The organism is Micromonospora sp. NPDC049301, from assembly GCF_040678715.1.
GTDB lineage: Bacteria > Actinomycetota > Actinomycetes > Mycobacteriales > Micromonosporaceae > Micromonospora.
Genome location: NZ_JBFAQO010000009.1, coordinates 21,709 through 48,682 on the forward strand (window position 1 = coordinate 21,709; position 26,974 = coordinate 48,682).

Genomic DNA, 26,974 nt, shown 5'->3' on the forward strand with positions numbered 1-26,974 from the left:
TGGCGATCGCGTACGCCGTCGTGCACCTGGTGAACCGCCGGCGTCGGGATCGAGAGCAGCCGTGACCACCGAGGGACCTGTCGCCGCAGATGAGCAGGTGACGCAGGGGCGGCAACGCCGCAGCACGTACGGCGTCGCCGCGCTCGTCGTGGTTGCCACCGCCGTACTGGGCACCGCCGCCTTTGTCGGCCGCGGCACCGTGAAGTCCGACCAACTGCTCGGGTGGTTCGGGCTGATGCTCATCCCGCCGTTGGTCGGCGCGGTCGTCGCCCTCGTCTTCGGCCGCCGGCTGATCAGGCGGATGCCCCCGACGGCCGGTGCCGACCCGGCGACGAAGCGGCGAATCGGACAGGTGTTACGCGACGGGTCCACCGACGACCCTCGTCTGGACGCGCTGGCTCGCAAGGAGGCTCGATCCCGCCTCGGTCAACGCTGGCTGCTGTGGCTGTTCGCAGCAGGTGTCCTCGGCCAACTGCCGCCCCTGGTGAGCCCGGTCCGCCCGTTCACCCGCGTGCTGGCCGTACTGCTGATCCTGCTCTGGGGAGGTTCTGCCTGGTATCGCTGGCGTGGTCTGCGGGAGGCCCGCCGCTACCTCGCCGGGCCGCCGAGCCAGCCCTGATCGACGCCCGCCCCATCCGGACCCGCGATCGGCGCCGAGGGACATGCCCCTCGGCGCCGATGCGGTGACATCCGGTCTACAGCGCCGGTGGAGTGAACGTGCCGACGGCGGACTCCAATGCGGCGGCGACCCGGTACATCCGGTCGTCGGCCATCGTCGGGGCCATCACCTGCAGGCCGACGGGCAGCCCCTCGGAGAGGCCGCAGGGCACCGAGATGCCCGGCCCGCCGTACAGGTTGGTCGGGATGGTGAACAGGTCGGCCAGGTACATCTGGTACGGGTCGGCGGTGCGCGCGCCCATCGGGAACGCCACCGACGGCGTGGTCGGCGAGATCAGCGCGTCGACCTGCTCGAACGCGGCGGTGAAGTCCCGCGTGATCAGCGTACGGACCTTCTGCGCCTGCCCGTAGTACGCGTCGTAGTAACCCGACGACAGCGCGTACGTGCCGATCATGATGCGGCGCTTGACCTCCGGGCCGAAGCCGGCCTCCCGGGTCAGCGACATGACCTCCTCCAGCGACCGGTTGCCGTCGTCGCCGACCCGCAGGCCGAACCGGACGCCGTCGAACCGGGCCAGGTTGGAGGAGCACTCGCTCGGCGCGATCAGGTAGTACGCCGGCAGCGCGTACGCGAACGTCGGGCAGGACACCTCGACGATCTCCGCACCCAGCTTCGCCAGCGCGTCCACCGACTCGCGGAACGCGGCCATCACGCCCGGCTCGGCGCCCTCGCCGACGAACTCGCTCACGATGCCGAGCCGCACACCGGTCAGGTCACCGGTCGCGCCCAGCCGCGCCGCCGCCACCACGTCCGGCATCGGCTGCGGGATCGAGGTGGAGTCCCGCGGGTCGTGCCCGCCGATCGCCTGGTGCAGCAGCGCCGCGTCGAGCACCGTCCGGGCGCACGGGCCGGGCGTGTCCAGCGAGGAGGAGAAGGCGACCAGCCCGTAGCGGGAGGTGCCGCCGTAGGTGGGCTTCGCGCCCACCGTGCCGGTGACCGCGCCCGGCTGGCGGATCGAGCCACCGGTGTCCGAGCCGATCGCCAGCGGCGCCTCGTACGCGGCCAGCGCGGCGGCGCTGCCACCACCCGAGCCACCCGGGATCCGGCTGAGGTCCCACGGGTTGTGCGTCGGGCCGTACGCGGAGTATTCGGTGGAGGAGCCCATCGCGAACTCGTCCATGTTCGTCTTGCCGAGCATCACCGTGCCGGCCTCGCGCAGCCGCTGCACGATCGTCGCGTCGTACGGCGGGCGCCAGCCCTCCAGGATCTTCGACCCCACGGTGGTCGGCACGCCACGGGTGGCGAGCACGTCCTTCACCGCGACCGGCACACCGGCCAGCGGGCCCAGCTCCTCGCCGGCGGCCCGGCGCTCGTCCACCGCGCGGGCGGCGGCCAGCGCGCCGTCGGTGTCCACGTGCAGGAAGGCGTGCACCCGCTCGTCGACCGCGGCGATCCGGTCCAGGTGGGCCCGGGTCACCTCGACGGCGGAGGTCTCGCCGCCGGCGACCAGGGCGGCGATCTCCGCCGCAGTCATTCTGGTCAGATCACTCACGAGGCCACATCCTCACTCAGGATCCGCGGTACGCGGAACCGCTGGTCCTCGGCGTCGGGCGCGCCCGACAGCGCCTCCTCCGGCGTCAGGCAGGGCGTGACCACGTCCTCGCGGAAGATGTTGGTCAGCGGCACCGAGTGCGAGGTCGGCGGGATGTCCGCGGCGGCGACCTCGCCGACCTGGGCGACCGCCTGGAGGATCACGTCGAGCTGGCCGGCGAACATGTCCAGCTCCTCCTCGGTGACGGCGAGCCGCGACAGGCGCGCCAGGTGCGCGACCTCCTCGCGGGAGATGGCGGCCATCCGTGCCCCCTTCTGATGTCCTGCTGGTCGGGCGGTGTGCCGATCGCGCGACGGGTGGAGTGTGACGCGCGGTGACCGGAGCGAGTCTATTGTTCCGCTCCGGTGCCGCGTTCCCGACTCCCCCTCCGCCGGCCGGTGCCGGCGCGTCGCCGGGCGGGTCAGCGGGCGGGACGACGGCCGGCGTCCGGCTCCGGGCCGCCGCTGGGGCGGACCGGCCGGTACCGGGCCAGCCAGGTGACCAGCTCCTCGGCGGGCATCGGCCGGGCGTAGAACCAGCCCTGCGCGGCGTCGCAGCCGGCGGCGTGCAGCATCCGCCAGGTCCGCTCGTCCTCGACGCCCTCGGCGACCACCCGCAGCCCCAGCGCGCCGGCCAGCTCGATCATCGACCGGACGATCGCCGCGTCGTCGGCGTCGTCCGCCATGCCCAGCACGAACGAGCGGTCCACCTTCACCTCGGACAGCGGCAGCCGGCGCAGGTGCTGCAGGGAGGAGTACCCGGTGCCGAAGTCGTCCAGGGCGATGGCCACCCCGATCCGGTGCAGCCGGGAGATGGTGGCCAGCACCCGGCGCGGGTCGGCCATCAGGGCACCCTCGGTGATCTCCAGTTGCAGCCGTTCGGCCGGCACCCCGTAACGGGCCAGCCGGTCGGCGATCTGGTCGGCGATCTCGCCGGTGTGCAGGTCACGCACGCTCACGTTCAGCGCCGCCCGCAGGCCGATGCCGGCCGCCGACCACTTGGCGAGCTGCTCCACGACGTCGTCGACCACCCGCCGGGTGAGCAGTCGCATCACCGCGCTCTGCTCGGCGACGCGGATCAGCTCCTCCGGGTCGACCATCCCCCGCCGCGGGTGCCGCCACCGCAGCAGCGCCTCGACGCCGACCACCTCGCCGGTCGCGATGGCGATCTGCGGCTGGTAGTACATGGTGATCTCGCCGGCGTCGTCGCCCGGCTCGCCGCCGGGGAGCGTCCACCCGGTCGGCCCGAGCGGCTGGTCCGGTGTGCCGGTCCCGACGTCGCGCCGCGGACCGCCGTCCGCCAGCGCCGGCACCGGAGCCCCGTTCGGCGATCGTCGCCCGTGCCCGCCGGCGCGCCGGTCCCGCGCCGGACCGGGGCGGGCGCCGGTGACCGTGGCGCGGGTGTTCCGGCCACGGATCGGGTCGGCTCCGGTGGCGATCCGGTTGATCAGTTCATCGGTGTGCGCCAGGTCGGTGCCCGGCCGCCGTCGGCGACCCCACCACCGGCCGCCGGCCGGCGGGGTCGCGGCGATCACCGGCGACGCGCCCGCGTGCGGCGCGGCCTCGGCGGGGTGCAGGTCACCGCTGGGCAGCGCCGCGCCATCCCCGCCGCGCACCTCCGCCGCCGCCCCGAGAGGTACGTCGGCCGCCCGCTCGGGGCCACCCGGCTCCGCCCCGGCGGCCTGGCCGTTGCCGCCGGACTGCCCCGCCGCCCCACCGTCGCCGGCGGACCGCCCCGCCGGCTCGACGTCGAGCCGCTCGTCGGCCGACGGACCCGACTCCAGCACCCGGCGCAGGTCGGCCAGGAGACCGAGCCGCTCGGCGGAGTTGTGGTCGGATTCCGGGGCGTAGACGGCCACCGTGTCGTTGCGGTGCTTGGCGTCGTACATCGCCACGTCGGCGTGGCGCATCAGGGTGGCGAAGTCCTCGCCGTGCTCCGGGAAGAGGGCGATCCCGATCGAACCGCCCACGTCCAGCGGCAGCCCGTCCAGCGGCACCGGCTCGGCCAGCGCCCCGACCACCCGGTCGGCCAGGTCACGCGCCTGACTGGCGTCGGTCAACCCGGTCATGACGATGGCGAACTCGTCCCCGCCCAGCCGGGCGATCATCTGCGGCCGGGGCTGCACGTCGGCGAGCCGGGCGCTGACCTCGACGAGCAGCCGGTCGCCCACGGCGTGCCCGAGGGCGTCGTTGACGTTCTTGAAGCGGTCCAGGTCGATCAGCAGCAGCGCCAGGTGCCCGTCGGGTTCGCCGCGGGCGGTCCGCTCGGCGTGCAGGTGCACCTGCTCGGCCACCTCGGTCAGCAGAGCCTTGCGGTTGGGCAGCCCGGTGAGCGGGTCCGCGGCGGCGAGGTGCTGCTGCTCGACGGTCAGCCGGGCCATCCGGTACACGGCGAAGAGCGGCACCAGCACCAGCGGGATCAGCGCCGCGCTGACCCGCGCGGCCGCGACGAGCACCGGGGCGAGCAGCAGCAGCGAGCCAGTGGAGAGCAGTTCAAAGCCGAGGCCCTGCCGGACGGTCGGCCACCACCGGTCACCGAAGCGCAGCCGTACCGCCCAGCTGACCAGCCCGTAGTTGACCACGAACCAGGCCATGGTGGCGCCGCCGACGGCGACCACGTCGGTCCAGTGCAACCGGCCGCCGGAGAAGATGATGCCCGGCCCGAGCTGGAGGATCCCGTACGCGGCGGCGAGGGCGCAGGCGTACTGGCCGACGTTGAACGCCGTCCGCCACGCGGCGTGCCGCATCCGCCAACCCGAGACGATCACCCCCACCGCCTGCACCGCCACCGCCGGGCCGAGCCCCCAGCCGAGCAGGATCGCGAAGGTGAAGCAGGTGGACGGGAAGACCGCGGAGGACTGCCGGCGACCCGGGGGGACGAACGGGCGGGCGTCGCAGACCAGGGCGAGCGCGGCCATCGTCCAGAACGCCACCGGCAGCCGGGACAGCTCGGCCGGGAGTGTCGCGAGTGGACCGGCGGCGGTCAGCGCGGCAACCGTCAGGATGCTGACGATGAAGGCGGTGAATGGCCCCACCCGTCCCGGCGGGACGGAGTTGCGCGGGTCGGCGACCTCCATCACACCTCCCGACCGACGGTCGACGTGCCGGTGTGCACGCCGTGACCCAATGAAACGCCCTCAGCCCCAGGTTTCCCGGTATGACAGTCACGAATCGGTCGTAGTCGTAATTAAGTTGGTATACGCAGCCAGCAGCCGCGGACGTCGATCAACCCTCGGTGCGGGCGACCTCGCGGGCGGCGTCCGGACCAGCGTCCAGCAGCACCCGGAACCCATCCTCGTCGAGCACCGGCACCTTGAGGCTGGCCGCCTTGTCGGCCTTGGACCCCGGGTTGTCCCCCACCACCACGAAGCTCGTCTTCTTGGAGACCGACCCGCTGACCTTGCCGCCCCGGCTCTGCACCGCCTCGGCGGCCTGGTCCCGCGAGAAGCCGCCGAGCGTGCCGGTCACCACCACGGTCAGCCCCTCCAACGGGCGCGGCCCCTCGTCGACCGCCTCCTCGGCCATCCGTACGCCCGACTCGGCCCACTTGCGGACCACGTCGCGGTGCCAGTCCACGGCGAACCACTCCCGGATGCTGGCCGCGATGGTCGGACCGACCCCGTCGACCGAGGAGAGCTCCTCCTCGCTGGCCGCGTCGATGGCCTCCATGGAACGGAAGTGCCGGGCGAGCGCCTGGGCCGCGGTCGGGCCGACGTGCCGGATGGAGAGCGCCACCAGCACGCGCCACAGGTCGCGCTCCCGGGCCACCGCCAGATTGTCCAGCAGCTTGACGGCGTTGCTGCCCAGGGTGCCGTCCTTGTTGACGAAGAACGGTGACCGGGACAGCCGCTCGGCGTCGAGCTGGAAGAGGTCCCCCTCGTCGGCGATGATCTCCGCGTCCAGCAGAGCCGCCGCGCCCTTGTAGCCGAGCACCTCGATGTCGAACGCGCCGCGGCCGGCGAGGTGGAACACCCGCTCGCGGAGCTGGGCGGGGCAGCTGCGTGTGTTGGGGCAGCGAATGTCGACGTCGCCCTCCTTGGCCGGCGCGAGCGGGGTGCCGCAGGCCGGGCAGGTGGTCGGCATGACGAACGGCCGGGCGTCGGCGGGGCGCAGGTCGACCACCGGGCCGAGCACCTCGGGAATCACGTCGCCGGCCTTGCGCAGCACCACCGTGTCGCCGATCAGGACACCCTTGCGCTCCACCTCGCGGGCGTTGTGCAGGGTGGCGAGCGCGACGGTGGAGCCGGCGACCCGCACCGGCTCGAGAACGGCGAACGGGGTGACCCGCCCGGTGCGCCCCACGTTGACGTCGATGTCGAGCAGCTTGGTGGTGACCTCCTCCGGCGGGTACTTGAAGGCGATGGCCCAGCGCGGGGCACGGCTGGTCGAGCCGAGCCGCCCCTGGATGGACACCGGGTCGACCTTGACCACCACGCCGTCGATCTCGTGCTCGACGTCGTGCCGGTGCTCGGCGTAGTAGGCGATGTACTCCGCGACGCCGGTCAGATCCGGCACCACCCGCCACCGGTCACTCGTCGGCAGGCCCCACGCCTTCAGCGCCGCGTACGACTCGGACTGGGCCGCCGGCTGCCACCCCCGGCGGGCGCCGATGCCGTGCACCACCAGGCGCAGCGGCCGGGAGGCGGTGATCCGTGGGTCCTTCTGCCGCAGACTGCCGGCGGCGGCGTTGCGGGGATTGGCGAAGGGCGCCTTGCCCTGCTCCACCAGACCCGCGTTGAGGTCGGCGAACGCGGCGACCGGGAAGTAGATCTCGCCCCGGACCTCCAGCAGTTCGGGCACGTCGGGGAACCCGGCAGAGGGGGTGAGCTGGCTGGGCACGCCCCGGATGCTGCGCACGTTGGCGGTGACGTCCTCGCCGGTGCGGCCGTCACCCCGGGTGGCCGCCCGGACCAGCCGGCCGTTCTCGTAGGTGAGGTTGATCGCCAACCCGTCGACCTTCAGCTCGCACAGGTAGGGTGCCGGCCCGCCGGCGTCGCGCTCGACCCGCTCGGCCCAGGCGGCCAGCTCCTCGTCGGTGAAGGCGTTGTCCAGCGAGAGCATCCGCTCGGCGTGCGTGACCGGGGTGAAGTCGGTGGAGAACGTGCCGCCCACCCGTTGGGTCGGCGAATCCGGTGTGCGCAGCGCCGGGAACTCCGCCTCCAGCGCCTCCAGCTCGCGCAGCTGCCGGTCGAACTCGGCGTCGGCGATGATCGGCGCGTCCAGCACGTAGTAGCGGTACTGATGCTCGGTCAGCTCGCGGCTGAGCGTGGCGTGCCGGTCCCGCGCCTGCGGCGTCGGCTCACCGCCGGCCGCCGCCTCCTGCGCCGGGCTGACCTGCTGACCGATCTGCTCCTCGGACACACCGCCACCTTCGGACACGCCTGCGACCTCCCTGATCACGCTACTCCGGCACGGTATCGGCCCGGTGGGACAAACAGTCGCCCACCCGTGCCGACGGGCCGCGCGGTTGACGGGCGACGCGGTCGAGGGCGTGCGAGGATCGCCGGACGACGGGGGCCGGTGGGCCGCCGGACGACGGCGGAGGTACCGATGCCCGAGGCCCTGCTCTGGGCGGTGGCGATCCTGCTGGCGGTGGCCGCCGGCTGGGCGTGGAACAGCTGGCGGCACCGGGTGGCGAACCGGCCGCCGGGCAGCCGGCCGGGCCGGGGTCCCGCGAGCGGCGGCCGTCGCCCCGCGCCGCCGCGACCCCGCGCCGCCGACCGGCCGGCCACCAAGCCCCGACCGCGCGGCGCCGACCGTACGGCGGGCACGCCGGCACCGGGCGAGATCTGGTGGGCCGACGTGCCGTACGCCGACGGCAGCGGGTCGAAGGTGCGGCCGTGTCTGGTGCTGCGCGCCGACGCCCGCGGCGCCGACGTTCTGAAGATCACCAGCCAGGACAAGAGCGACCGGGACGACCACGTCCGCATCCCCACGCGGGACTGGGACCCCGGCGCCGAGCACGACAGCTACCTGAGCCTCACCGAGCCGACCCGGATCAGCTCGGCCGCCTTCGCCGACCGCGCCGGTGACTGCGACGCCGACCTGTGGCGGTCGGTCCGCAGCCTGCACCACCTGCCCACCCGCTGACGTCACCGCCCCCGTCCGGCTCCCAACTCGTGCTGGCCGGGCCGATCGCTGCCGGTCAGTCCCAGGCCGCGCCGAGCGTGGCGAGCTGGTCGGCGTACTCGATGCGGTCGACCCACCCGGACGGCCAGGCGGTCATCCCGGCGGCCGCGCCCACGAAGGCGCCGGCCAGCGCGGCGATCGAGTCGGAGTCCCCGGCGGTGGTCGCACCCCGGGCCAGCGCCGCGACCGGATCATCGGCGTGCCGTACGGCGCACAGCAGCGCGGTGGCCAGCGCCTCCTCAGCCACCCAGCCCTCCCCGGTGGCCCGGCACGGGTCACCGCCGTCATCGGGCTGACCCAGGGCGGCCGTCAGCCGACCCAGCACCGTGAGGCACTCGTCCCAGCCCCGGGCGATGAAGTCCTCCGGGGTCCCATCCTCGGCGCGCTGCCAGAGGTCACCCAGCCACTGCTCCCGGTACACCCGGCGCTGGCTGCGCGCCCGCTCGGTAAGAATCGCTGGAAGATCGGAGAGCGGGGCGCCGCCCCGCAGGGCAAAGACCGCGTACGCGGTGAGCTCGCTGGCCGCCAGCCCGGTTGGATGGCCGTGGGTCAACCCGGCCTGCAACTGGGCCAACCCGGCCAGCGTGTCCAGGTCCACGTCGAGCAACCCGACCGGCGTGACCCGCATGTTGGCCCCGCACCCCTTCGACCCCGCCTCCGTCGCCTCCTGCCAGCGGAGCCCTCTGCTCAGCTCGGCGCAGGCGCGAAGGCAGGTCATGCCGGGGGCACGATCGTTCTCCGGGCTGACCGCCCAGGCCAGGAAGCGGTGCCGGAGCAGCGGCTCCACCGCGTCCGGTGTGAACGACGGGGCCTCGTGCAGCGCCCAGCCCACCGCCAGCGCCATCTGGGTGTCGTCGGTGACCAGCGCCGGCTCGCCGGTCAGGTCACGTGGACCGGTCGGCCCGTACCGGTGCTCGATCTCGGCGACGCTCAGGAATTCGGTCGGCTTGCCGAGCGCGTCACCGTAGGCAAGACCGAAAAGCGAGCCGGAGGCGCGCAGCGGAGCGGCGTCGATCACGGCGACCATCATGCTCGGCCACCGCGATCGACGCCAGGCTCAGTCCCAACAGAGGCAGAACGGGTGCCCGACCGGGTCGGCGTAGACCCGGAAGCCCTCACCCTCACCGGGCAACCGCCGGGCGCCGAGTGCGAGCGCCGCCTTCTCGGCGGCCTCGATGTCGTCCACCGTCACGTCGAGGTGGAACTGCTGCGGCCGCTCCGGATCGGGCCAGGCCGGCGGACGCAGGTTGAGCGCCCGCTGGAACGCCAGACGCGGCTGGTGCCCGGGCGGGCCGCCCAGCACCACCCACTCGTCATCGGAGTCGCCCTCGGCCAGGGGCACGCCGAGCAGCTCCGCGTAGAACGCCGCCAGGGCCTGCGGATCCGGGCAGTCGATCACCACTGAACGTAGCTGTCCAATCATGGCCGTCATCATGCCCGCCGGGTACGACAGGAAACCTCAGTCCTCGGCGAGCCGCCGGCCGGCGTCCCGGCACGCGGCCAGCACCACCCGCGCGTACTCCTGGCTGGCCCCGGCCAGTCCACAGGCCGGGGTGACCACCACCTGCTCGGCGAGCTGCCGTCGGGGGAAGCCGAGCCGGTCCCAGATCTGACGCACCCGGTCCGCCACCTGCGCGGAGGTCGGTGCCGGGCCGGTCGGCCGGGTCGGCACGGCCCCGGCCAGCAACCCGAGGCCGGCGTCGATCGCCTCGCCCAGTGGGTCCAGCTCAGTGAGCAGGTCCAGGTCGAGGGCGACCGCGGCGGCACCCGTCGAACGGATCAACTCCAACGGCACGTCCGGTGCGCAGCAGTGCACCACTGTCGGCACTCCGGCCGTCTCGACGACGGTGCGTAGCAGCGCCGCCGCGTCCGCCGAGTCCACCGCCCGGTACGCGCCCAGCCCGCTCTCGGTGGGCACCCGCCCGGCCAGCACCATCGGCAGCGACGGCTCGTCCAGCTGGAGCAGCACCGAGGCGCGGGGCAGTCGCCGGGCGACCGCAGCGACGTGCGCGCGCAGCCCCTCGGCGAGGGAGCCGGTGAGATCACGGACCGCGCCGGGGTCGCGCAGCAGCCGGCCCCCGATCGGCAGCTCCAGGGCGGCGGCCAGGGTGAGCGGGCCAGCGGCCTGCACCTTGATCGGGCCCGCGTACTCCTCGGCCTGCTCGGCGAGCTGGTCCAGGTCACGTTCCATCAGGTCACGGGCCCGGCGCAGGTCGCGACCCGGGCGCGGGGCGACCCGCCAGCGCCCGGTGTACAGCTCGACGGGCAGCTCCACCAGCAGCCCCGCGCTGCGACCGATCATGTCTGCTCCGGGGCCACGGGCCGGCAGCTCGGGAAGGTGAGGCAGCGCGGGAAGCTCACCGAGGACGACCCGCTGGGCCTCGGTGATGTCGGTGCCGGGCAACGAACCGATTCCGGTTGCCGCGCCGGCCGGCCAGGGCCACACCTGATCTGTCACGGCGGAAGGGTATCCGGTACGCCGACCACCCGGGCGGCGATGGCCGAGCCGGGTCAGCCGGTGATGGTGGCGGAGCCGAGCACCACGTCGCCGGCCGGGTCCGGCCGGTACGCCACCACGGCCTGACCGGCGGCGACGCCGCGTACCGGCCGGCGCAGCTCGGCGTGCAGCGTCGCGCCGTCGAGGGCCACGGTGGCGGGAACCACGTCGCCGTGCGCCCGCAGCTGCACCTCGCACTCGACCGGCGCGTCCGGAAGCGGGCCACCGGTCCAGACCGGCCGCTCGGCGTGCACCTGGGACACCTCCAGCGCCTCCGCCGGGCCGACCGTCACCGTGTTGGTCTTCGGCGTGATGGAGAGCACGTAGCGTGGCCGCCCGTCCGGGGCGGGCCGGTCCAGGTGCAGCCCGCGACGCTGGCCCACGGTGTACGCGTACGCGCCGGTGTGGCTGCCGACCACCGCTCCGGTGCTCGCGTCCACCACGTCGCCGGGCGCCTCGCCGAGCCGGCCGGCCAGGAAGCCACGGGTGTCGCCGTCGGCGATGAAGCAGATGTCGTGCGAGTCCGGCTTGTCTGCCACCGCCAGGCCACGCTCGGCGGCCTCCGCGCGGACCTGCGCCTTGGTCGAGTCGCCCAGCGGGAACATCGACCGGTCCAGCTGCTCACGGGTGAGCACGGCCAGCACGTACGACTGGTCCTTGGCCACGTCGACGCTGCGTCGCAGCAGCCCGTCCGGGCCGAGGCGGGCGTGGTGGCCGGTGACCACCGCGTCGAAGCCCAGTGCCACCGCCCGGTCCAGCACCGCGGCGAACTTGATCTTTTCGTTGCAGCGCAGGCAGGGATTCGGCGTCCGGCCGGCGGCGTACTCGGCGACGAAGTCGTCCACCACGTCCTCGTGGAACCGGTCGGCCATGTCCCAGACGTAGAAGGGGATGCCGATCACGTCGGCGGCCCGCCGGGCGTCCCGGGAGTCCTCCAGGGTGCAGCAGCCGCGCGCCCCGGTCCGGTAGGTCTGTGGATTGCGGGCCAGCGCCAGGTGCACGCCCGTCACGTCGTGCCCGGCCGCCACCGCCCGCGCCGCCGCCACGGCCGAGTCAACCCCGCCCGACATCGCCGCCAACACCCTCACCAGCCCACTCCCTTCCTCCTCCAGCCTATCCACCCCACCCGGCGACCCCACCAACGCCACAGCCGCCCGCCCACGTCCGCCGGACAGGGGTGCCGGGCGGGGTCAGCGGGGGGTGCGGGGAGCGGCGGCTCGGCGGGCGCGGTCGACGGCCGCCGGGAGGGCGGCGACGAGGGCGTCGATCTCGTCCTGGGTGCTGGTGTGGCCGAGGGTGAAGCGCAGCGACGAGCGCGCGCGATCGTCGTCGGCGCCCATCGCCAGCAGCACGTGCGAGGGCTGGGCCACCCCGGCTGAGCAGGCCGAACCCGTCGAGCACGCGATGCCCTGGGCGTCGAGCAGGAGCAGCAGGGCGTCGCCCTCGCAGCCGGGGAAGGAGAAGTGCGCGTTACCGGGCAGCCGGTCGACCGGGTCGCCGTTGTAGACCACATCGGGCACCGCCCGGCGGACCCGCTCGATCAGGTCGTCGCGGAGCGCGGCCACCCGGGCCGCGTACTCCTGCTGGCCCTTCACCGCCGCCTCCACAGCGACCGCGAAGGCGACGATGCCGGCGGTGTCCAGCGTGCCGGAGCGGACGTCGCGCTCCTGCCCGCCGCCGTGCAGCAGCGGCGTGGCCGCCACGTCCCGGGCGAGCAGCAGCGCGCCCACCCCGGTCGGGCCGCCCAGCTTGTGCCCGGTGACGGTCAGCGCGGCGACCCCGCTGGCGGCGAAGTCGACCGGCACCTGACCGACCGCCTGGATCGCGTCGGTGTGGAACGGCACGCCGTGCTCGGCGGCGACGGCGGCCAGCTCGGCCACCGGCTGGATGGTGCCCACCTCGTTGTTCGCCCACATCGCGGTGACCACGGCCACCCGGTCGGCGTGCGCGGCCAACTCGGCGCGCAGGTCGTCCGGGTGGAGGCGGCCGGCGGCGTCCACCGGCAGCGAGCCGACCTCAGCCCCCTCGTGCTCAGCCAGCCAGTCCACCGCATCCAGCACCGCGTGGTGCTCGACGGCGCTGGAGACCACCCGCTGGCGGTCGGAGCCGGCTCCGCGCCGCGCCCAGAAGATGCCCTTGACCGCGAGGTTGTCACTCTCCGTGCCACCACCGGTGAAGATCACTTCGGACGGCCGGGCACCCAGCACGGCGGCGATGCGCTCGCGCGACTCCTCGACCCGGCGGCGGGCACGGCGACCGGCCGCGTGCAGCGAGGACGCGTTGCCGACCTCGCGGGCGGTGGCGACGTACGCCTCCAGTGCCTCATCGAGCATCGGAGTGGTCGCCGCGTGATCCAGGTAAGCCATCACCGCTCAGCCTACGGCCGACAAGTGGGGGACCGAATGCCGGAGGGGACCCCGGTGATGGCCGGAATCCGCGACCCGCGCCGGACGTGGTGCCGCCGGGGCGGGGAGGGCACAACCCTCCCCGCCCCGGCACGCACGTCGCACGGACCTCCGGGCGAGGCGCCCGGTCAGGCTGGCACCGCGGTGACGACGATGTTGTCGCGGTACCGGCGCGCCGACGCGTCGAACGGTCCGCCGCAGGTGATCAGGGTGAGCCGGGGGCTGCCGTCCCGGGCGAAGTACCGGTCCAGCGGGATCCTGCTCTTGGCGTACTCCTCCCGGGCGACGACCCGGTACGGCCGGGCCCTGCCGTCGCTGCCGGTCGCGCTCACGGTGTCGCCCCGGTCCAGCTCGCGCAGCCGGAAGAACGCTCCCCTGCCCTGCCGGGCGCTGTCCACGTGCCCGGCGACGACCACCGAGCCGGTGTCGGCCTCCAGCCCGGGGCCGTACCGGTACCAGCCGATCTGGTCGACGCTCGGCGGCACCTCGAACTCGTTGGTCCGCTCGTTGACGCCGACGGCGTTGACCGTGGCGGTGACGCCGATCGCCGGGATCACCAGCCGGACCGGCGGGACGGTCGTCGCGCCGTCCGGCAATCTCCCGGCGGTCACCGGGACCGACGGGGCGACGGCGGGCGGGGTCGGGGTGGCGCTGGCCAGCGCGCTCGCCTCCTCTGCGCCCACGTCGTCGGCCGGCTGGGAGCCGCACGCCACCACGGTCGCGACGGTGAGCGCGGCGACGCCGGCGGCCGTGGCCGCCAGCGCGCCGCGGTTGCGCACCGTCACCGGCGACCGGTCCGGGCGGTGGCCATCCGCACTCCGCCGCCGAGCAGCAGCAGGACGCCGGCGCCGGTGAGCAGGTACCACCAGGTGTCCACGCCGGTGCCGGCCTGACCGCCGTCACCGCTCGGCACACCACCGGGGGCGGAGTGCAGGCCGGTGATGGTCTGCGCGACCACGTCGAGGGTCTTGCCCTCGGCGGAGCCGATCGCGTAGACGATCGTGGCGGTGCCCTCCTTGAGGTTGAGGTCGGCCGGGCCGATGGCCACGGTGTCGGTGCCGGCCAGCACGACGTCGGCCTTCACGTTGCCCGCTTCGACGTCGCCCTTCGCCTCGTTCGGGTTGGTCAGAGCCTCGAAGACCGGGGTGCCGCCGGCGCGGACGTCCACCGCCGGGGCGGCGGCGGTGTGCCGCACGATGAGCCGGGCCCTGCCGGCGTCGACCTTCGAGACGTCGTTCACGAACGGGGTGATCTTCGGCTGGCCGGCGGCGTCGAGGTGCGCCGCGATGCTGATGTTCGCTCCGCCCGGCACCGCCGCGTTGTCGGCCTTGAGGATCGCGCTGCCGACCGGCTCGCCCGGCCTGGTGAGCGCGATGTCGTACTCGCCCGCTTCCAGGTTCAGCGGGCCGGCCACGTCGCCGGGCGTGAAGTTGTCCAGCGTCTTCTTGCCGTTGACGTAGACGTCGACCGGGGTGTCCGGGATGCCGTGCACGACAGAGACCTTCGACGTGGCGGCGTACGCGGGGGTGGCGGTGAACGCGCCGACGCCGGCGAATGCCAGCGCGGCGACGGCGCCGCCCGCGGCGACCCGACGGAAGTACGAGAGCTGCATGTCTGCCTCCTGGTGATTGGTGCTGGTTCGTCAGGCTGGCTTGCAGAACGGGTTACGCCGGCTCCGCGAGGGACGGATGCGCCCCCGGAGGTGATTTCTTTTTCCGGCCCCGCCCGCATCCGGATCGGGTCCGGGAGACGAAGAGCTGGGTGAGATGACATCGACCGGGGAGAGTGGGGCGGAGACTGTGGGAGTTACAGTCGGGCATGCCCCATCGAAGGCGAGCCGCCCGATGACGGCGTCAGGACAGGACCCGGACCCCCCGGTGGACGCCCTCGCCCTCCGGTTCCGCGCCGGCGACGAGGCCGCGCTCCGCGAGGCGTACGACCGGTACGGCAGGGCGGTGCTGCACCTGGCCACCTCCATGTTGGCCAACCACAGCGACGCCGAGGACGTGACCCAGGCGACGTTCGTCGCCGCCTGGCTGGGGCGGGAGACCTTCGATCCGGCGAAGGGGTCGTTGATCGGCTGGCTGCTCGGCATCGGCCGGCGCAAGGTGATCGACCGGATGCGGGCCACGGCCCGGGAGACCAGGGTGGTCGAGACGGTCCGGCGGCTGCCGGAGCCGGCGCAGTCCGGCCCGGATCCGGACCGGGTGGTGGACCGGCTGGTGATCGCCGACGAGCTGGCACGCCTCCCGGACGACCAACGACGCATGCTGGAGCTGGCCTTCTACGACGACCTGACCCACCAGCAGATAGCCACGGCGACCGGCGTGCCGCTGGGCACCGTGAAGAGTCACATCCGGCGCGGCATGGCGAGCTTGAAACGCAGATGGGAGGTGGACGGTGCAGCACCTGGACCACGACCGGCTGGTCTTTCTGGCGCTCGGTGAGAGCGAGGCGGACAACGGGGAGAGCACCCACCTCGACACCTGCGCGCACTGCCGGGTGGAGATGGAGACCCTCCAGCAGGTGGCCGGGCTCGGCGCGGAGACGCAGGGGTTGGGTGACCTGCCCGACCCGCCGGAGCACGTCTGGCAGGGCATCACGGCGGAGATCAGTGCTGCGGAGGGTCTGCCGTCGCTGACCGGGGCCCGCCGGGAGCAGGTCGCCACGCCGGTCGACGGCACGGCGGACGAACCGGGGGCGGCCGGGCGTGCGGCGGCGGGCCGGCCCCGGGAGCGCCGGCGCGGTGGCTGGTCCCGCTGGGCGGCCACCGCGGCGACCGCAGCGGCGGCCGCGGCGATCGGCGTGGTGGGCACGGTCGCCGTGCTGGGACCGGACGAACCGGCGCCCACACCGACGCAGCCCGTGGTGGCCAGCGCGCCGCTGGCGGCGTACGGGACGACGCCGCCGGACGCCAGGGGTGACGCGCGGGTCTTCCAGAACGGCCAACTACATCTGCATGTGGCGAATCTCCCGCGCGTGTCGGGGTACTACGAGGTCTGGCTCATCAACCCGACGACCATGCAGATGTTCTCGGTCGGCACCCTCGGTGACGGCCCGGACGCCCTGCTACCCCTGCCCGCCAACGTCGACCTGGGCAGCTACTCGGTGGTCGACGTCTCCGCCGAGCAGTACGACAACAAGCCCGCCCACTCCGGCGACAGCCTGCTGAGGGGCACCCTGACGGGCTGATCGGCGGGCCGGCTCAGCTCCCCGGCCCGCCGATCAGCTCCCTTCCCGCGACGAAGAGAGTGGCCCGCCCGAGGTTGGGAGGCCACTCTCTTCGTCGTTCCCGAGCGCCGCGGGCGGCACCGAGGGTCGGTTACTTGCGCTTGCGGATCTCCTCGGCGGCCTGCGGGACGACCTTGAACAGGTCGCCCACCACGCCGAAGTCGGCCAGCTCGAAGATCGGGGCCTCGCCGTCCTTGTTGACCGCGACGATGGTCTTCGAGGTCTGCATGCCGGCGCGGTGCTGAATGGCACCGGAGATGCCGAGCGCGACGTAGAGCTGCGGGGAGACCGTCTTGCCGGTCTGGCCCACCTGGAACTGGTGCGGGTAGAAGCCGGAGTCGACCGCGGCGCGGGACGCGCCGACGGCGCCGCCGAGCAGGTCGGCCAACTCCTCGACCAGCTTGAAGTTGTCGGCGTTGCCGACGCCGCGACCGCCGGAGACGACCACGCCGGCCTCGGTCAGCTCGGGGCGGGAGCCCTTCTGCTCGGCGACCCGGTCGACGACCTTGGCGAGCTTGTCGGTGTCGGTGACCGACACGGTGAGCTGCTCGATCGCCGGGGTGGCCGCGGCCGGGGTCGGGGTGACCGAGTTGGGCCGGACGGTGACCAGCGGCAGGCCCCGGGTGACCTTGGACTTGACGATGGTGGAGCCGGCGAAGGCGACCTGCGTGGCGGTGCCGTCGGCGTCCAGGCCGACGACGTCGGTCAGGATGCCGTTGTCGAGCTTGACGGCGAGGCGGGCGGCGATCTCCTTGCCCTCCTGCGCCGACGCCAGCAGCACGGCGGCCGGCTGTACCCGCTTGACCAGCTCGGCCAGCACGGTGGCCTTGGGGGCCACCAGGTAGCCGTCGATCTCGTCACCCTCGGCGGCGTAGATCTTCTCCGCGCCGTACTCGCCCAGCTTGGCGCTCAGCGCCTCCGCGGCGCCCGCGCCACCGAGCACCACGGCGCTCGGGGTGCCCAGCTCGCGGGCGAGGGTGAGCATCTCCAGGGTGACCTTCTTGACGCCGAATTCCTTGGTGGCTTCGACGACGACGAGAACCTCAGACATGTCCAGACCCCGCTCTCACACGAACTTCTCGGTAGCGAGGAACTCGACCAGCTTGACGCCGCCCTCGCCCTCGTCGGTGATCTTGGCGCCGCCGGAGCGCGGCGGGCGCTTGGTGTGCTCGACCACGGCGCTCGTGGCGCCGTCGAAGCCCACCTCGGTCGGCGCGACGCCGAGGTCGGCCAGGGAGAGCGTCTGCACCGGCTTCTTCTTGGCGGCCATGATGCCCTTGAAGGAGGGGTAGCGCGGCTCGTTGATGGTGTCCCAGACGGAGACCACGGCCGGGGTGGCGGCGGTGACCACCTCGTAGCCCTCCTCGGTCTGCCGCTCGACGGTCAGCGTGGCGCCGTCGACGGCGAGCTTGCGGGCGCCGGTGAGCGCCGCGACCCCGAGCCGCTCGGCGATCATGTGCGGCATGACCTGCACCCGGCCGTCGGTGGACTCGGCACCGCAGATCACGAGGTCGGCGTTGAGCTGGCCGAGGGCGGCGGCGAGCACCTTCGAGGTGGCCACCGCGCAGGAGCCGTGCAGGGCGTCGTCCACGACGTGGACGGCCTTGTCCGGGCCCATGGAGAGCGCCTTGCGGATCGACTCGGTCGCCCGGTCCGGACCCATGGTCAGGATGGTGACCTCGCCGCCGTGCGCCTCCTTGATCTTCAGCGCCTCCTCGATGGCGTACTCGTCCATCTCATTGATCACGTTGTTCGCCGAACCGCGGTCGACGGTGTTGTCGTCATTGCGCAGGTTGCGGTCCGCGCCCGAATCAGGCACCTGCTTGACGAGTACGACGATATTCATCGCGCTTCGACGACCCTCCTGTGTGGTGTTGCGATTCGCTCGCCCGGTCTCGGGCGCAGCCTCGCGCGTCGGTCGACGCCAGGTCAACCGCAGGGTGCTGTGCGGTTTCCCACGGCGCAATGTTACCTGCCAGTAGCTTGCTGCCCCCGGGGCACTCAGAGTGACACAGCTCACCGGCGCCGGCAGCGACGCCGACCCGGTCAGGCCGGGTCGTCCAGGGCGCCCCGGATCCGGTCGATGACCGCCGCCTCGGCCGGGACCACCCCGTCGTGCGCCCGGGCGACCCGGTTCGCCGCGGTCAACACCACCGAGCGGTACGCGGCCACGTCCGCCGGGGACTTCTCCCGCAGGATGCGCACCGCCCGTTCGAGGGCCGGCAGCACCACCGACTCGATCTCCAGCTGGGAGTCGCGGGGCAGCCGAGGCAGTGGACCGCTGGTCAGCGCCTCCTTGACCACGCCGCTCGCGTCGGCCAGCGCGCCGGACGCGGCGGCGCTCTCCCGGATGACGCCCAACATCCCCGGGTCCGCGTTGGAGACCAGGAAGACGGCGCCGAACGCGCCCGTCTTGAGGGTCAGCCGTTCCTCGTCCGTCAACCGGTACTCCATGATCACGGAGTGTAGACGTACGGGGTGGTGGTGGTGACCGGGACGAGGCCGAGCCGCTGAAGGATCGGGCGGCTGTCCTCGGACGCGTCGACCTGCAACAGCGTCCGGCCACGCTGCTCGGCCAGCCGCGCCCGGTAGGTGACCAGCGCCCGGTAGATGCCCTTGCGACGCCACTGCGGCAGGGTGGAACCACCCCAGAGGGTGCCGAAACCGGTGTTCGGCGGGAAGCGCACCCATCCGGCGCTCACCACCGTCCCGCCCGCCTCGGCCACCACCACGGTGATCGAGTGCGGGTCGGCGTCGATCTCCTTGGCAAGCCCCCAGACGAGGTGCGAGCGGTCCTCCTGCCAGACCTCCTCCTCCATGACGGCGATCCGCTCCAGGTCGGCCCGGGAGGTCACCTCACGCAGGCGTACCCCCTCGGGGACGACCGGCAGCGCGGCCGCCAGGGGCGCGACCGGCCCGACCACCACGGTCTCCCGCTCCTGCGCCACGAAGCCGGCGGCGCGCAACCGGTCGGCCAGGTCCGCCGGCTCGTCGTGCCCGTTGAGCTTCCACTCCACCGACTCGCCGCGCTCGCGGAACAGCTCCACCTGCCGGGCGATCAGCTCGTCCAGCGCCTCGCCGGCCAACCCGCCCAGGTCGCGGTACGTGAGGAACCCACCCGCGTCGAGCCCGAAGATCCGGACCAGCGGCCCGTCCCGCTCCACCGTCACCCCGGCCGGGACCGGGTCCGGGATCTCCGGACGGAGCTGGTTGTCGTAGGCGGTGCGCAGCGTCATCACGTCAAGATCGGTCACTGGCTCAGGCTAAGCCGCAGGACAAGCGGATAATCTCCCAGCGTGTGGGAAGCGATCAGGCGGTGGTTCGACCCGTCGGGCCTGCGCTCGGTCGGCGAGCCACCCGACTACCGCTTCTCCCTGGCCAACGAACGGACCTTCCTGGCCTGGCTGCGCACCAGCCTGGCGCTGGTCGGCGGCGGGCTGGCCGCCGCGCAGTTCCTGCCGCCGCTGCCACTGCGCCACCTGCGGGAGGTGATCGCCGTCGCGCTGCTGCTGCTCGGCGGCGCCGTCGCGATCCGCGCGGTGGACCACTGGGCGCGCATCGAGCGGGCCATCCGGCTCGGCCAGGAGCTGCCCGCCTCCCGCTTCCCCGCGGTCCTCGCCCTCGCCGTCGGCGCCGGCGCGGTGCTGTTGGTGATCGCGGTGCTGGTGCGGGCCGTCGGCGCATCGTGACCGGCGGCCGGAGCGGGCCGGAGGGCCGCCCGGTGAGCGCCGGGCGCGACCCGGGGCTGCAACCGGAGCGGACCCGGCTCGCCTGGCGGCGCACCGCGCTCGCGCTGAGCCTGGTGACCGCGCTGGTCGTCCGACTGGGGTCGACCGGCGACCCGATCGATGCGCTGATCGCCGGCGTCGCCGTGCTGGTCTGGGGCGCCGCGCTCGTGCTCTGCTGGCCCCGGGGCACCGGTACGGGGCCGGCGTGCACCGGCGGCCCGGCTCTGCCCCTGGTCGCGCTGGCCACCGTCGGGCTCGCGCTGCTGGGTGTGCTGCTGCTGGTTCGCGGACTGTGGTGACGGGACGGGGTGCGCCATGATAGGCGTATGGTCCGGCTGTACGTACTCCTCTTCCTGGTGCAGATCGCCCTCGCCGTCTGCGCGCTGATCAGCTGTCTCTCCGCCGAGGAGGGCCAGATCCGCGCCCTGCCCCGGATCGCCTGGGTGCTGATCATCCTGTTCTTCCCGCTGGTGGGGTCCATCGCCTGGTTCGTCGCCGGCCGGGAGCCCAGCTCCGGCGCCCGCAGGACCTGGCCGGCCGGCAGCGGCTCCGCCGAGCGGTCGCGCCGCCCGGTCGCCCCGGACGACGACCCGGAGTTCCTCCGCTCCATGCAGGACCGCGCCCAGCAGCAGGACCAGGAGCTCTTCCGCCGCTGGGAGGAGGACCTGCGCCGGCGCGAGGACGACCTGCGCCGACGCGACGGCGAACCGCCGCGCGAGGGTGACCGACCGGAGGTGTGAGCCCGACTCCGGCCCCGCCGCGGGTCACACCCGGCGCTTGAGCCCCCGCACCGCCAACGGCGCGAAGATCACGGCGATGCCGGCGCCCCAGAGCAACGTCTGGAGCACCGGGCCGGCGACCGGACCGCCGACCAGGAGCCCGCGCAACGCGTCGGCCACCACGGTCACCGGGTTGACCTCCACCCAGTTCTGCAACCAGCCGGGCATCCGGTCGGTGGGCACGAAGATGTTGCTGGTGAAGGTCAGCGGGAAGATCACCATGAAGCCGAAGATCTGCACCTTGTCCGGCTCGCTCACCAGCACCCCGACCAGCACCGAGATCCAGGACGCGGCGAGCGTGAACGCCAGCAGCAGCGCGAACGCCCCGACCACCCCGAGCAGCCCGTTGCCGACCCGGAAGCCGAGGATCGCCCCGACGCCGAGCAGCAGCGCGATCGACCAGGCCTGCTTGACCGTGTCGGCGAGGATCCGGCCGGCCAGCGGCGCCCACCGGGCGATGGGCAGCGCCCGGAGCCGGTCGAAGACCCCCTTGGTGAGGTCGTTGTTCAGCCCGAACCCGGTCGTCATGGTGGCGAAGAGCGCGTTCTGCACCATGATGCCGGGCAGCATGAAGGTGAGGTACTCGCCGGAGGAGCCGGCGATGGCGGTGCCGAAGACATAGGTGAACAGCAGCACGAACATCACCGGCTGGATGCTCAGGTCGAGCAGCTCCATCGGGTTGTGCTTGATCTGCACCAGGCTGCGCCAGGCCAGCGTGAAGGTGTGCCGCAGCCCGGCGGCGGGGCTGAGCCGGCGGGCCGGGGCCAGCGGCGCGGGGACGGTGGCGGCGGTCATGCGGGGGTCCTTTCCAGGTCGGTGCCGGCCGGGGCGTCCTCGGCCCGGTGGCCGGTGAGGGAGAGAAAGACCTCGTCCAGGCTGGCGCCGCGCAGCGCCAGCTCGGCGACCGCGATCTCGGCCGCGTCGAGGCGGCTCACCACCGCGGGCAGCACACCGGGGTCGTTCACCGCGACGGTGACCGCGTTCTGGGCCACCTCGGGAGTCGCGCCGGACACCTCGCCCGCGATGGCGGTCACGGTGCCCAGGTCGGCGAGGTCGGTCGGCCGTACGGTGAGGGTCTGACCGCCGGTCTTGGCCTTCAGCTCCTCCGGCGTGCCCTGCGCGATCACCCGACCGTGGTCGACCACCGCGATCTCCCCGGCGAGCTGGTCGGCCTCCTCCAGGTACTGGGTGGTGAGCAGCACCGTCACCCCGTCGGAGACCAGGCCACGGACGATGTCCCACAGGTCGTTGCGGCTGCGCGGGTCCAGACCGGTCGTCGGTTCGTCGAGGAAGAGCACCTGCGGCCGGCCGACCAGGCTGGCGGCGAGATCCAGTCGGCGCCGCATACCGCCGGAGAAGGTCTTGGCGGCCCGGTCGGCGGCGTCGCTGAGCTGGAAGTCGGCGAGCAGCTGACGGGCGCGCTGCTTGGCGTCGGCCCGGCTCAGCCCGAGCAGGCGGCCGATCAGCAGCAGGTTCTCCGCGCCGGTCAGGGTCTCGTCGACCGAGGCGTACTGGCCGGTCAGGCCGATCAGCTGGCGTACCCGATGGGCGTCGCGGACGACGTCGAAGCCACCCACCGTGGCGTGCCCCTCGTCGGCGCGCAGCAGGGTGGCGAGCACCCGCACCGCGGTGGTCTTGCCGGCGCCGTTCGGCCCGAGCAGGCCGAAGACGGTCCCGGTCGGGACCGCCAGATCAACTCCGGCGAGGGCGGTGGTGGGGCCGAAACGCCGCACCAGACCCTCGGCCCGAATCGCGTGGTCCATCGCAACTCCTGTCGTCTCCGGTGGCGACACCACCATGGGCGACAGGGCTGACATCCCGCCGATCCCGGGCTGACGTTACGACGACCGGCGCGGAGATTCCGCTGATTTAGCTGCGGGAAGACGCCGCGCCGCCGCCCGGTGGGGGCGACGGCGCGGCGGCGGGTGCGACTCAGGCCAGGTTCGACGAGCGGGGGTACGCGTCGGTCGGGTCGGTGAGCACGTTGACCAGGTACGGCACTCCGGCGTCGAACGCGCGTTGCAGGGCCGGCCCCAGGTCGGCGGCCTTGGCGACCGTCTCCCCCGCGCCACCGAGCGCGCTGACCACCGTGTCGTAGCGCAGCTCCGGCTGAAGGTCGGCGGCGACGTCGTAGCCGTACATGGCCCGCATCGGGTGCTTCTCCAGACCCCAGATGCCGTTGTTGCCGACGACGATCACCACCGGCAGCTTCTGGCGGACCAGCGACTCGACGTCCATCAGCGAGAAGCCCGCCGCGCCGTCGCCCATCAGCACACAGATCTGCCGGTCCGGGTGGCTGACCCGGGCGCCCATCGCGTAGCCCATGCCGGTGCCCAGGCAGCCGTACGGGCCCGGGTCCAGCCAGGTGCCGGGCTGGGCCGGCTCCAGGTACCGCCCGGCGTACGAGACGAAGTCACCGCCGTCGCCGATGGTGATCGCGTCGCGGGCCAGCACCCGGCGCAGCTCGCCGTAGATGCGCGCCGGCCGGATCGGGTCGGTCTCGGCGGCCATCTCCGCCGCGTCGCGGGCGCGGGCGGCGTCCTCGGCGGTACGCAGGTCGGCGATCCAGCCGCTGTGGTCGGCCCGGTCACCGGGGTGGTCGGCCAGCGCGGAGAGGATCAGGCGCAGGTCGCCGGCGGGGGCGGCGGCCGGCTGGACGTGCCCGGCGCGCTGGCTGGGCGCGTCGACGATGTGCACGACCTTCGCGTCGCCGAAGTCACCGAAGCTGAGCCGGAAGTCCAGCGGGGTGCCGACCACCACGACCACGTCGGCGCCGGAGAGCGCGGCCCGGCGGGCCTTGGCGAAGGCGAGCGGGTGCTCGGGAGGGAGCGAGCCGCGGCCCATGCCGTTGGTGAAGACCGGCACCTGCAACGTCTCGGCGGCCTCGCGCAGCGCGGCGACCGCGTCGCCGGCGTACACGTCGGAGCCGGCGATGATGACCGGTCGCTGCGCCCCGGCGATCAGCGTGGCGGCCCGGGAGACCTCCTCCGGGTCCGGCTCGACCGGGTCGACGCCGGTCGGGGCGGGAAGGTCGGCCTCGGCGACCGAGAAGACCGTCTCCAACGGGAAGTCGAGGAAGGCCGGCCCGCGGTGCGGGGTGAGCGCCGCCGTGAGCGCCGCGCCCACCGCGCGCGGAATGTCGTCGGTGCTGAACACCGTCTCGGCGTGCTTGGTGACCGGCGCGACCAGCGGCAGGTGGTCCATCTCCTGGAGGCTGCCCGAGCCCCAGCGGAAGGCGGGCGCGCGGCCCCCGAGCACCAGCACCGGGGAGGCGTTGAAGAAGGCGCTGGTCATGCCGGAGATGCCGTTGGTGACGCCGGGGCCGGCGGTGAGCACGGCGAGACCGGGGCGGCGCTGGAGCTTGGCCACCGCCTCGGCGGCGAAGACGGCGGACTGCTCGTGGCGCACGTCGTAGATCGGGAAGTCGGTCTTGTGCGCGGCGTCGTAGAGCGGGAAGACGTGCCCGCCGGAGAGTGTGAACATCTCCCGTACGCCGTGCGCCCGCAGTGCCGCGAGCGCCAGCTCTCCGCCGTGACCTTCGACCCGCTCCGTCATCGCCACTACCCTTCGTCGCTTCGAACCGGAGGCCCACGCTACTGGCCGGTAGGCAGAATGTGAACCGTTCTCGGCTCACCGTCGGGCCGGCGGCACCGGCCGCCGGCCCGGGCCGGTCAGCGACCCGTGAAGCCCGGCTTTCGCTTCTCCACGAAGGCCGCCATGCCCTCGCGCCGGTCGTCGGTGGCGAACAGCGCCGCGAAGAGCTGACTCTCCCAGGCCAGGCCCGAGTTCAGGTCCATGTCCAGGCCGCCGTCGACCGCCAGCTTCGCCGCCCGCAGCGCCTGCACCGGCCCGTTCAGGTACGGCGTCACCAGCGCGACCGCCGCCTCGTAGACCTCGGCGGCCGGGACGACCCGGTCGGCCAGGCCGATCCGCAGCGCCTCCTGCGCGTCCACCATCCGCCCGGACATGATCAGATCCTTGGCGCGGGCCGGGCCGACCAGCCGGGCCAGCCGCTGGGTGCCGCCGGCACCGGGGATGATGCCCAGCTTGATCTCCGGCTGACCGAGCTTGGCGTCCTCGGCCACCACCCGCCAGTCACAGGCCAGCGCCAGCTCGCAGCCGCCGCCGAGGGCGTACCCGGTGATCGCGGCGACCACCGGCTTGGGGATCCGGGCGATCGCGCCGAGCGCGCTGGACAGGTTTGCGGCCCGGTCCGCCATGTCCACGTAGGACATCTCCGCCATCTGCTTGATGTCCGCGCCGGCGGCGAAGACCTTCTCCCCGCCGTACACGATGACGGCGCGGACCTCGGGGTCGGCGGTCGCCGCCGCGGCGGCGCCGCGCAACTCCTCCTGCACCTGGGTGTTGAGCGCGTTCATCGGCGGCCGCTCCAGCCGGATGGTGCCGATGCCGTCCTTAGTCTCCAGCCGAACGAACTCGCCCACGCTGCCCTCACTTCCTCGTCGAAGTCGCGTGCCAACCTTACGACCCGGCTCGTTGGGGTAAGTAGTCTGGTGTCAGCCCCGCGGGCGGGAGTCCAGCCATGATCACCTATTACGACGACCGGTCGGTGCAGGTCACCTCCACCGCCGTCCGAGTGGACGGCCGCAGCTACGCGCTCGCCGACATCACCATGGTCTGGCACCGCCGGGGCAGCCGTTCCTGGCGAGTCCTCGTCGGGCGGGGCGCGATCGGCGCCGCGCTGGCCGGTCCGTTGGTCGCGGCCGTGCTCGGCATCGGCGTGGCCGTCTGGCTGCACCGCTCGACCACCGTGACGATCGCGATCGTCGGCGCGTCGGTGCTGGTGGGGCTGGCCGTCGGCCCGGTCGCCGACTTCCTCTTCGAACACCTGGACCGCTCGTACGCCCGGGGCAGCCGGCAACTGGAGATCTGGGCGCGCTGGCGCGGTCAGCCGGTGCGGCTGCTGCGCACCGGCGACGCGCTGCGTTTCGGTCAGATCTACCGGGCGGTGCAGCGCGCGGTCGAGCGCAGCCAGCCGGCCCGCCCGGCCACCCGCCGCTAGCGCCGACGCCCGCACCGTCGCCCACCGCCGGGTTGCCTGCCGGTGGTTAGGCTTAGTGATGGTCCTCTATTACCGGGACGACGCGGTGCAGGTGACCTCCGAGTCGATCCGGGCGGGCGGTCACGTGGTCGCCCTCTCCGACGTGACGTACGTCTGGCACGCGCGCGGCCCGAAGACCCTCGCGGTACGCGGTCGCGTGCTCGGTCGCGGTGTCCTCGTCCTGCTGCTCTCGCTGCCGCCGCTGGTGGCGCTGGTCTGTGTGCTCTCGCTGGCCTACACGGCGCAGGACCGGGGCAACTGGAAGATGGCGCTGATCATCCTCGCCGCCTGCGCGGTGGGGGCGCTGGCGTTGACCCCGTTCCTCGAGATCCCCCTCGGCTGGCTGGACCGCTCCTACGAGCGCGGCAGCCACGTGCACGAGCTGTGGGTGCAGCACCACGGCCGGGAGCAACTGCTGCTGCGCACCCCGGATGCGCTACGGTTCGGGCAGATCTACCGGGCCGTCCAGCGCGCCGTCGAGCAGCAGGGGGACCATCGATGACCACCGGCAGCGGCGAGGCCGCCGCACTGGCCGGGCTGCTCGCCGCGGCCGGCGTCACCCACCTACTGCGCCCCGGCGTCTACGACCCGATCGTGCCGCGCGCGTTGCCCGGTCCCGCCCGGTTCTGGACGTACGCCAGCGGCATCGCCGAACTGGCGGTGGCGGCGGCCGTGGCGAATCCGGCCACTCGACGGGCCGGCGGTCGGGCCGCCGCGGCCCTCTTCGTCGCCGTGTTGCCGGCGAACGTGAAGATGGCGGCGGACTGGCGGCACCGACGTCCGGCGAAGCGGGCGATCGCCTACGGGCGGGTGCCGATGCAGGCGCCGCTGATCTGGTGGGCGCTGCGCGTCGCCCGCGCCGCCCGGTAGTCAGCTCAGCGGCAGCGTGGTGGCGATCGGCCAGCCCACCAGGGCCGCGCCCACCAGGGCCGGA

At 73.5% G+C, this 26,974-nt stretch carries 29 protein-coding genes; 10 read left to right on the plus strand and 19 right to left on the minus strand.

The window, feature by feature from the left end; all coding sequences use genetic code 11:
• The first annotated feature begins 61 nt into the window (after nt 1-61).
• Entirely contained in the window at nt 62-619 is a 558-nt protein-coding gene (locus AB0K07_RS24755) for a hypothetical protein (RefSeq protein ID WP_363758017.1), read from the plus strand.
• Nucleotides 620-695: 76 nt separating this feature from the next.
• On the opposite strand, the gene gatA is transcribed toward AB0K07_RS24755, so the two are convergent.
• The 4 genes from gatA to ligA all read right to left on the minus strand — a co-directional run bounded on the left by gatA (nt 696) and on the right by ligA (nt 7,570).
• Entirely contained in the window at nt 696-2,171 is a 1,476-nt protein-coding gene (gatA, locus tag AB0K07_RS24760; protein WP_363758019.1) for an Asp-tRNA(Asn)/Glu-tRNA(Gln) amidotransferase subunit GatA, read from the minus strand.
• Entirely contained in the window at nt 2,168-2,473 is a 306-nt protein-coding gene (gene gatC / locus AB0K07_RS24765) for an Asp-tRNA(Asn)/Glu-tRNA(Gln) amidotransferase subunit GatC (RefSeq protein ID WP_030337175.1), read from the minus strand. Before gatC ends, gatA begins: the two co-directional genes overlap by 4 nt.
• A 158-nt stretch (nt 2,474-2,631) precedes the next feature.
• On the minus strand, nt 2,632-5,286 hold the full coding sequence (locus AB0K07_RS24770) for an EAL domain-containing protein (protein ID WP_363758022.1): 2,655 nt from the start codon (nt 5,284-5,286) through the stop codon (nt 2,632-2,634).
• A gap of 148 nt (nt 5,287-5,434) precedes the next feature.
• Complete coding sequence (ligA, locus tag AB0K07_RS24775) at nt 5,435-7,570, minus strand: NAD-dependent DNA ligase LigA (protein WP_363758024.1); 2,136 nt, start codon at nt 7,568-7,570, stop codon at nt 5,435-5,437.
• A gap of 189 nt (nt 7,571-7,759) precedes the next feature.
• Here ligA and AB0K07_RS24780 point away from each other — a divergent pair, with 189 nt between their 5' ends.
• The gene (locus AB0K07_RS24780) at nt 7,760-8,299 is read left to right on the plus strand and encodes a type II toxin-antitoxin system PemK/MazF family toxin (protein ID WP_363758026.1); all 540 of its coding nucleotides are present in this window, start codon (nt 7,760-7,762) and stop codon (nt 8,297-8,299) included.
• Between the two features lie 55 nt (nt 8,300-8,354).
• Here AB0K07_RS24780 and AB0K07_RS24785 read toward each other — a convergent pair whose 3' ends face one another.
• From AB0K07_RS24785 to AB0K07_RS24815, 7 genes are all read right to left on the minus strand, one after another.
• The gene (locus tag AB0K07_RS24785) at nt 8,355-9,365 is read right to left on the minus strand and encodes an ADP-ribosylglycohydrolase family protein (protein ID WP_363758415.1); all 1,011 of its coding nucleotides are present in this window, start codon (nt 9,363-9,365) and stop codon (nt 8,355-8,357) included.
• Between the two features lie 30 nt (nt 9,366-9,395).
• On the minus strand, nt 9,396-9,761 hold the full coding sequence (locus AB0K07_RS24790; protein ID WP_363758028.1) for a VOC family protein: 366 nt from the start codon (nt 9,759-9,761) through the stop codon (nt 9,396-9,398).
• 36 nt (nt 9,762-9,797) lie between these two features.
• On the minus strand, nt 9,798-10,796 hold the full coding sequence (locus AB0K07_RS24795; protein ID WP_363758030.1) for a methionine synthase: 999 nt from the start codon (nt 10,794-10,796) through the stop codon (nt 9,798-9,800).
• A gap of 53 nt (nt 10,797-10,849) precedes the next feature.
• The gene (gene mnmA, locus AB0K07_RS24800) at nt 10,850-11,923 is read right to left on the minus strand and encodes a tRNA 2-thiouridine(34) synthase MnmA (protein WP_363758032.1); all 1,074 of its coding nucleotides are present in this window, start codon (nt 11,921-11,923) and stop codon (nt 10,850-10,852) included.
• Nucleotides 11,924-12,025: 102 nt separating this feature from the next.
• The gene (locus AB0K07_RS24805) at nt 12,026-13,201 is read right to left on the minus strand and encodes a cysteine desulfurase family protein (protein ID WP_363758034.1); all 1,176 of its coding nucleotides are present in this window, start codon (nt 13,199-13,201) and stop codon (nt 12,026-12,028) included.
• Between the two features lie 167 nt (nt 13,202-13,368).
• The gene (locus AB0K07_RS24810) at nt 13,369-14,025 is read right to left on the minus strand and encodes a class F sortase (protein ID WP_363758036.1); all 657 of its coding nucleotides are present in this window, start codon (nt 14,023-14,025) and stop codon (nt 13,369-13,371) included.
• On the minus strand, nt 14,022-14,852 hold the full coding sequence (locus AB0K07_RS24815) for a DUF4397 domain-containing protein (RefSeq protein ID WP_363758038.1): 831 nt from the start codon (nt 14,850-14,852) through the stop codon (nt 14,022-14,024). Before AB0K07_RS24815 ends, AB0K07_RS24810 begins: the two co-directional genes overlap by 4 nt.
• A 232-nt stretch (nt 14,853-15,084) precedes the next feature.
• On the opposite strand from AB0K07_RS24815, the gene AB0K07_RS24820 reads away from it, so the two are divergent.
• On the plus strand, nt 15,085-15,687 hold the full coding sequence (locus AB0K07_RS24820; protein WP_363758040.1) for an RNA polymerase sigma factor: 603 nt from the start codon (nt 15,085-15,087) through the stop codon (nt 15,685-15,687).
• Nucleotides 15,641-16,432, plus strand: coding sequence for an anti-sigma factor (locus AB0K07_RS24825; protein WP_363758042.1), 792 nt, complete (start codon nt 15,641-15,643; stop codon nt 16,430-16,432). Before AB0K07_RS24820 ends, AB0K07_RS24825 begins: the two co-directional genes overlap by 47 nt.
• A gap of 130 nt (nt 16,433-16,562) precedes the next feature.
• Here AB0K07_RS24825 and AB0K07_RS24830 read toward each other — a convergent pair whose 3' ends face one another.
• The 4 genes from AB0K07_RS24830 to AB0K07_RS24845 all read right to left on the minus strand — a co-directional run bounded on the left by AB0K07_RS24830 (nt 16,563) and on the right by AB0K07_RS24845 (nt 19,725).
• Complete coding sequence (locus tag AB0K07_RS24830) at nt 16,563-17,522, minus strand: electron transfer flavoprotein subunit alpha/FixB family protein (protein WP_363758044.1); 960 nt, start codon at nt 17,520-17,522, stop codon at nt 16,563-16,565.
• Nucleotides 17,523-17,537: 15 nt separating this feature from the next.
• Nucleotides 17,538-18,317 (minus strand): electron transfer flavoprotein subunit beta/FixA family protein, encoded by a 780-nt coding sequence (locus AB0K07_RS24835; RefSeq protein ID WP_363758046.1) that lies wholly within the window; start codon nt 18,315-18,317, stop codon nt 17,538-17,540.
• 200 nt (nt 18,318-18,517) lie between these two features.
• Nucleotides 18,518-18,925 (minus strand): hypothetical protein, encoded by a 408-nt coding sequence (locus AB0K07_RS24840; protein ID WP_363758048.1) that lies wholly within the window; start codon nt 18,923-18,925, stop codon nt 18,518-18,520.
• 2 nt (nt 18,926-18,927) lie between these two features.
• Nucleotides 18,928-19,725 (minus strand): GNAT family N-acetyltransferase, encoded by a 798-nt coding sequence (locus AB0K07_RS24845; RefSeq protein ID WP_363758050.1) that lies wholly within the window; start codon nt 19,723-19,725, stop codon nt 18,928-18,930.
• Between the two features lie 42 nt (nt 19,726-19,767).
• On the opposite strand from AB0K07_RS24845, the gene AB0K07_RS24850 reads away from it, so the two are divergent.
• The 3 genes from AB0K07_RS24850 to AB0K07_RS24860 are packed head-to-tail and all read left to right on the plus strand — an operon-like array spanning nt 19,768 to nt 20,939.
• A complete protein-coding gene (locus AB0K07_RS24850) occupies nt 19,768-20,160 on the plus strand; it encodes a DUF202 domain-containing protein (protein ID WP_363758052.1) in 393 nt (130 codons plus the stop codon).
• Between the two features lie 32 nt (nt 20,161-20,192).
• On the plus strand, nt 20,193-20,498 hold the full coding sequence (locus AB0K07_RS24855; protein WP_363758054.1) for a DUF202 domain-containing protein: 306 nt from the start codon (nt 20,193-20,195) through the stop codon (nt 20,496-20,498).
• A gap of 27 nt (nt 20,499-20,525) precedes the next feature.
• Nucleotides 20,526-20,939 (plus strand): PLD nuclease N-terminal domain-containing protein, encoded by a 414-nt coding sequence (locus AB0K07_RS24860; protein WP_363758056.1) that lies wholly within the window; start codon nt 20,526-20,528, stop codon nt 20,937-20,939.
• Nucleotides 20,940-20,963: 24 nt separating this feature from the next.
• Here AB0K07_RS24860 and AB0K07_RS24865 read toward each other — a convergent pair whose 3' ends face one another.
• The 4 genes from AB0K07_RS24865 to AB0K07_RS24880 all read right to left on the minus strand — a co-directional run bounded on the left by AB0K07_RS24865 (nt 20,964) and on the right by AB0K07_RS24880 (nt 25,423).
• Nucleotides 20,964-21,773 (minus strand): ABC transporter permease, encoded by an 810-nt coding sequence (locus AB0K07_RS24865; protein WP_363758058.1) that lies wholly within the window; start codon nt 21,771-21,773, stop codon nt 20,964-20,966.
• Nucleotides 21,770-22,741 (minus strand): ATP-binding cassette domain-containing protein, encoded by a 972-nt coding sequence (locus tag AB0K07_RS24870; protein ID WP_363758060.1) that lies wholly within the window; start codon nt 22,739-22,741, stop codon nt 21,770-21,772. Before AB0K07_RS24870 ends, AB0K07_RS24865 begins: the two co-directional genes overlap by 4 nt.
• A gap of 169 nt (nt 22,742-22,910) precedes the next feature.
• Nucleotides 22,911-24,533, minus strand: a complete 1,623-nt coding sequence (locus AB0K07_RS24875; RefSeq protein ID WP_363758062.1) for an acetolactate synthase — start codon at nt 24,531-24,533, stop codon at nt 22,911-22,913.
• Between the two features lie 116 nt (nt 24,534-24,649).
• Nucleotides 24,650-25,423, minus strand: coding sequence for an enoyl-CoA hydratase-related protein (locus tag AB0K07_RS24880; protein ID WP_363758064.1), 774 nt, complete (start codon nt 25,421-25,423; stop codon nt 24,650-24,652).
• A gap of 98 nt (nt 25,424-25,521) precedes the next feature.
• On the opposite strand from AB0K07_RS24880, the gene AB0K07_RS24885 reads away from it, so the two are divergent.
• Genes AB0K07_RS24885 through AB0K07_RS24895 form a run of 3 tightly spaced genes read left to right on the plus strand, consistent with a single transcriptional unit; the run spans nt 25,522 to nt 26,910 of the window.
• On the plus strand, nt 25,522-26,001 hold the full coding sequence (locus AB0K07_RS24885) for a DUF6232 family protein (RefSeq protein ID WP_363758066.1): 480 nt from the start codon (nt 25,522-25,524) through the stop codon (nt 25,999-26,001).
• 58 nt (nt 26,002-26,059) lie between these two features.
• Nucleotides 26,060-26,542 carry a DUF6232 family protein gene (locus AB0K07_RS24890; RefSeq protein WP_363758068.1) on the plus strand — a complete coding sequence of 161 codons (483 nt, stop codon included), beginning with the start codon at nt 26,060-26,062 and terminating at the stop codon, nt 26,540-26,542.
• Nucleotides 26,539-26,910: a hypothetical protein gene (locus AB0K07_RS24895; protein ID WP_363758070.1), complete on the plus strand. Its 372-nt coding sequence runs from the start codon at nt 26,539-26,541 to the stop codon at nt 26,908-26,910. The genes AB0K07_RS24890 and AB0K07_RS24895 overlap by 4 nt, the downstream gene beginning before the upstream one ends.
• The last annotated feature ends 64 nt before the right edge of the window (nt 26,911-26,974 follow it).

Coding starts and splice junctions, on each gene's coding strand:
- AB0K07_RS24840 (WP_363758048.1), bottom strand. CDS start 18,925: ATGGAGTACCGGTTGACGGACGAGGAACGGCTGACCCTCAAGACGGGC.
- AB0K07_RS24790 (WP_363758028.1), bottom strand. CDS start 9,761: ATGATTGGACAGCTACGTTCAGTGGTGATCGACTGCCCGGATCCGCAG.
- AB0K07_RS24805 (WP_363758034.1), bottom strand. CDS start 13,201: ATGGCTTACCTGGATCACGCGGCGACCACTCCGATGCTCGATGAGGCA.
- AB0K07_RS24875 (WP_363758062.1), bottom strand. CDS start 24,533: ATGACGGAGCGGGTCGAAGGTCACGGCGGAGAGCTGGCGCTCGCGGCA.
- AB0K07_RS24770 (WP_363758022.1), bottom strand. CDS start 5,286: ATGGAGGTCGCCGACCCGCGCAACTCCGTCCCGCCGGGACGGGTGGGG.
- AB0K07_RS24785 (WP_363758415.1), bottom strand. CDS start 9,365: ATGGTCGCCGTGATCGACGCCGCTCCGCTGCGCGCCTCCGGCTCGCTT.
- AB0K07_RS24860 (WP_363758056.1), top strand. CDS start 20,526: ATGGTCCGGCTGTACGTACTCCTCTTCCTGGTGCAGATCGCCCTCGCC.
- AB0K07_RS24820 (WP_363758040.1), top strand. CDS start 15,085: ATGACGGCGTCAGGACAGGACCCGGACCCCCCGGTGGACGCCCTCGCC.
- AB0K07_RS24830 (WP_363758044.1), bottom strand. CDS start 17,522: ATGTCTGAGGTTCTCGTCGTCGTCGAAGCCACCAAGGAATTCGGCGTC.
- AB0K07_RS24835 (WP_363758046.1), bottom strand. CDS start 18,317: ATGAATATCGTCGTACTCGTCAAGCAGGTGCCTGATTCGGGCGCGGAC.
- AB0K07_RS24895 (WP_363758070.1), top strand. CDS start 26,539: ATGACCACCGGCAGCGGCGAGGCCGCCGCACTGGCCGGGCTGCTCGCC.
- AB0K07_RS24865 (WP_363758058.1), bottom strand. CDS start 21,773: ATGACCGCCGCCACCGTCCCCGCGCCGCTGGCCCCGGCCCGCCGGCTC.
- AB0K07_RS24780 (WP_363758026.1), top strand. CDS start 7,760: ATGCCCGAGGCCCTGCTCTGGGCGGTGGCGATCCTGCTGGCGGTGGCC.
- AB0K07_RS24870 (WP_363758060.1), bottom strand. CDS start 22,741: ATGGACCACGCGATTCGGGCCGAGGGTCTGGTGCGGCGTTTCGGCCCC.
- AB0K07_RS24885 (WP_363758066.1), top strand. CDS start 25,522: ATGATCACCTATTACGACGACCGGTCGGTGCAGGTCACCTCCACCGCC.
- AB0K07_RS24815 (WP_363758038.1), bottom strand. CDS start 14,852: ATGCAGCTCTCGTACTTCCGTCGGGTCGCCGCGGGCGGCGCCGTCGCC.
- AB0K07_RS24890 (WP_363758068.1), top strand. CDS start 26,060: ATGGTCCTCTATTACCGGGACGACGCGGTGCAGGTGACCTCCGAGTCG.
- gatC (WP_030337175.1), bottom strand. CDS start 2,473: ATGGCCGCCATCTCCCGCGAGGAGGTCGCGCACCTGGCGCGCCTGTCG.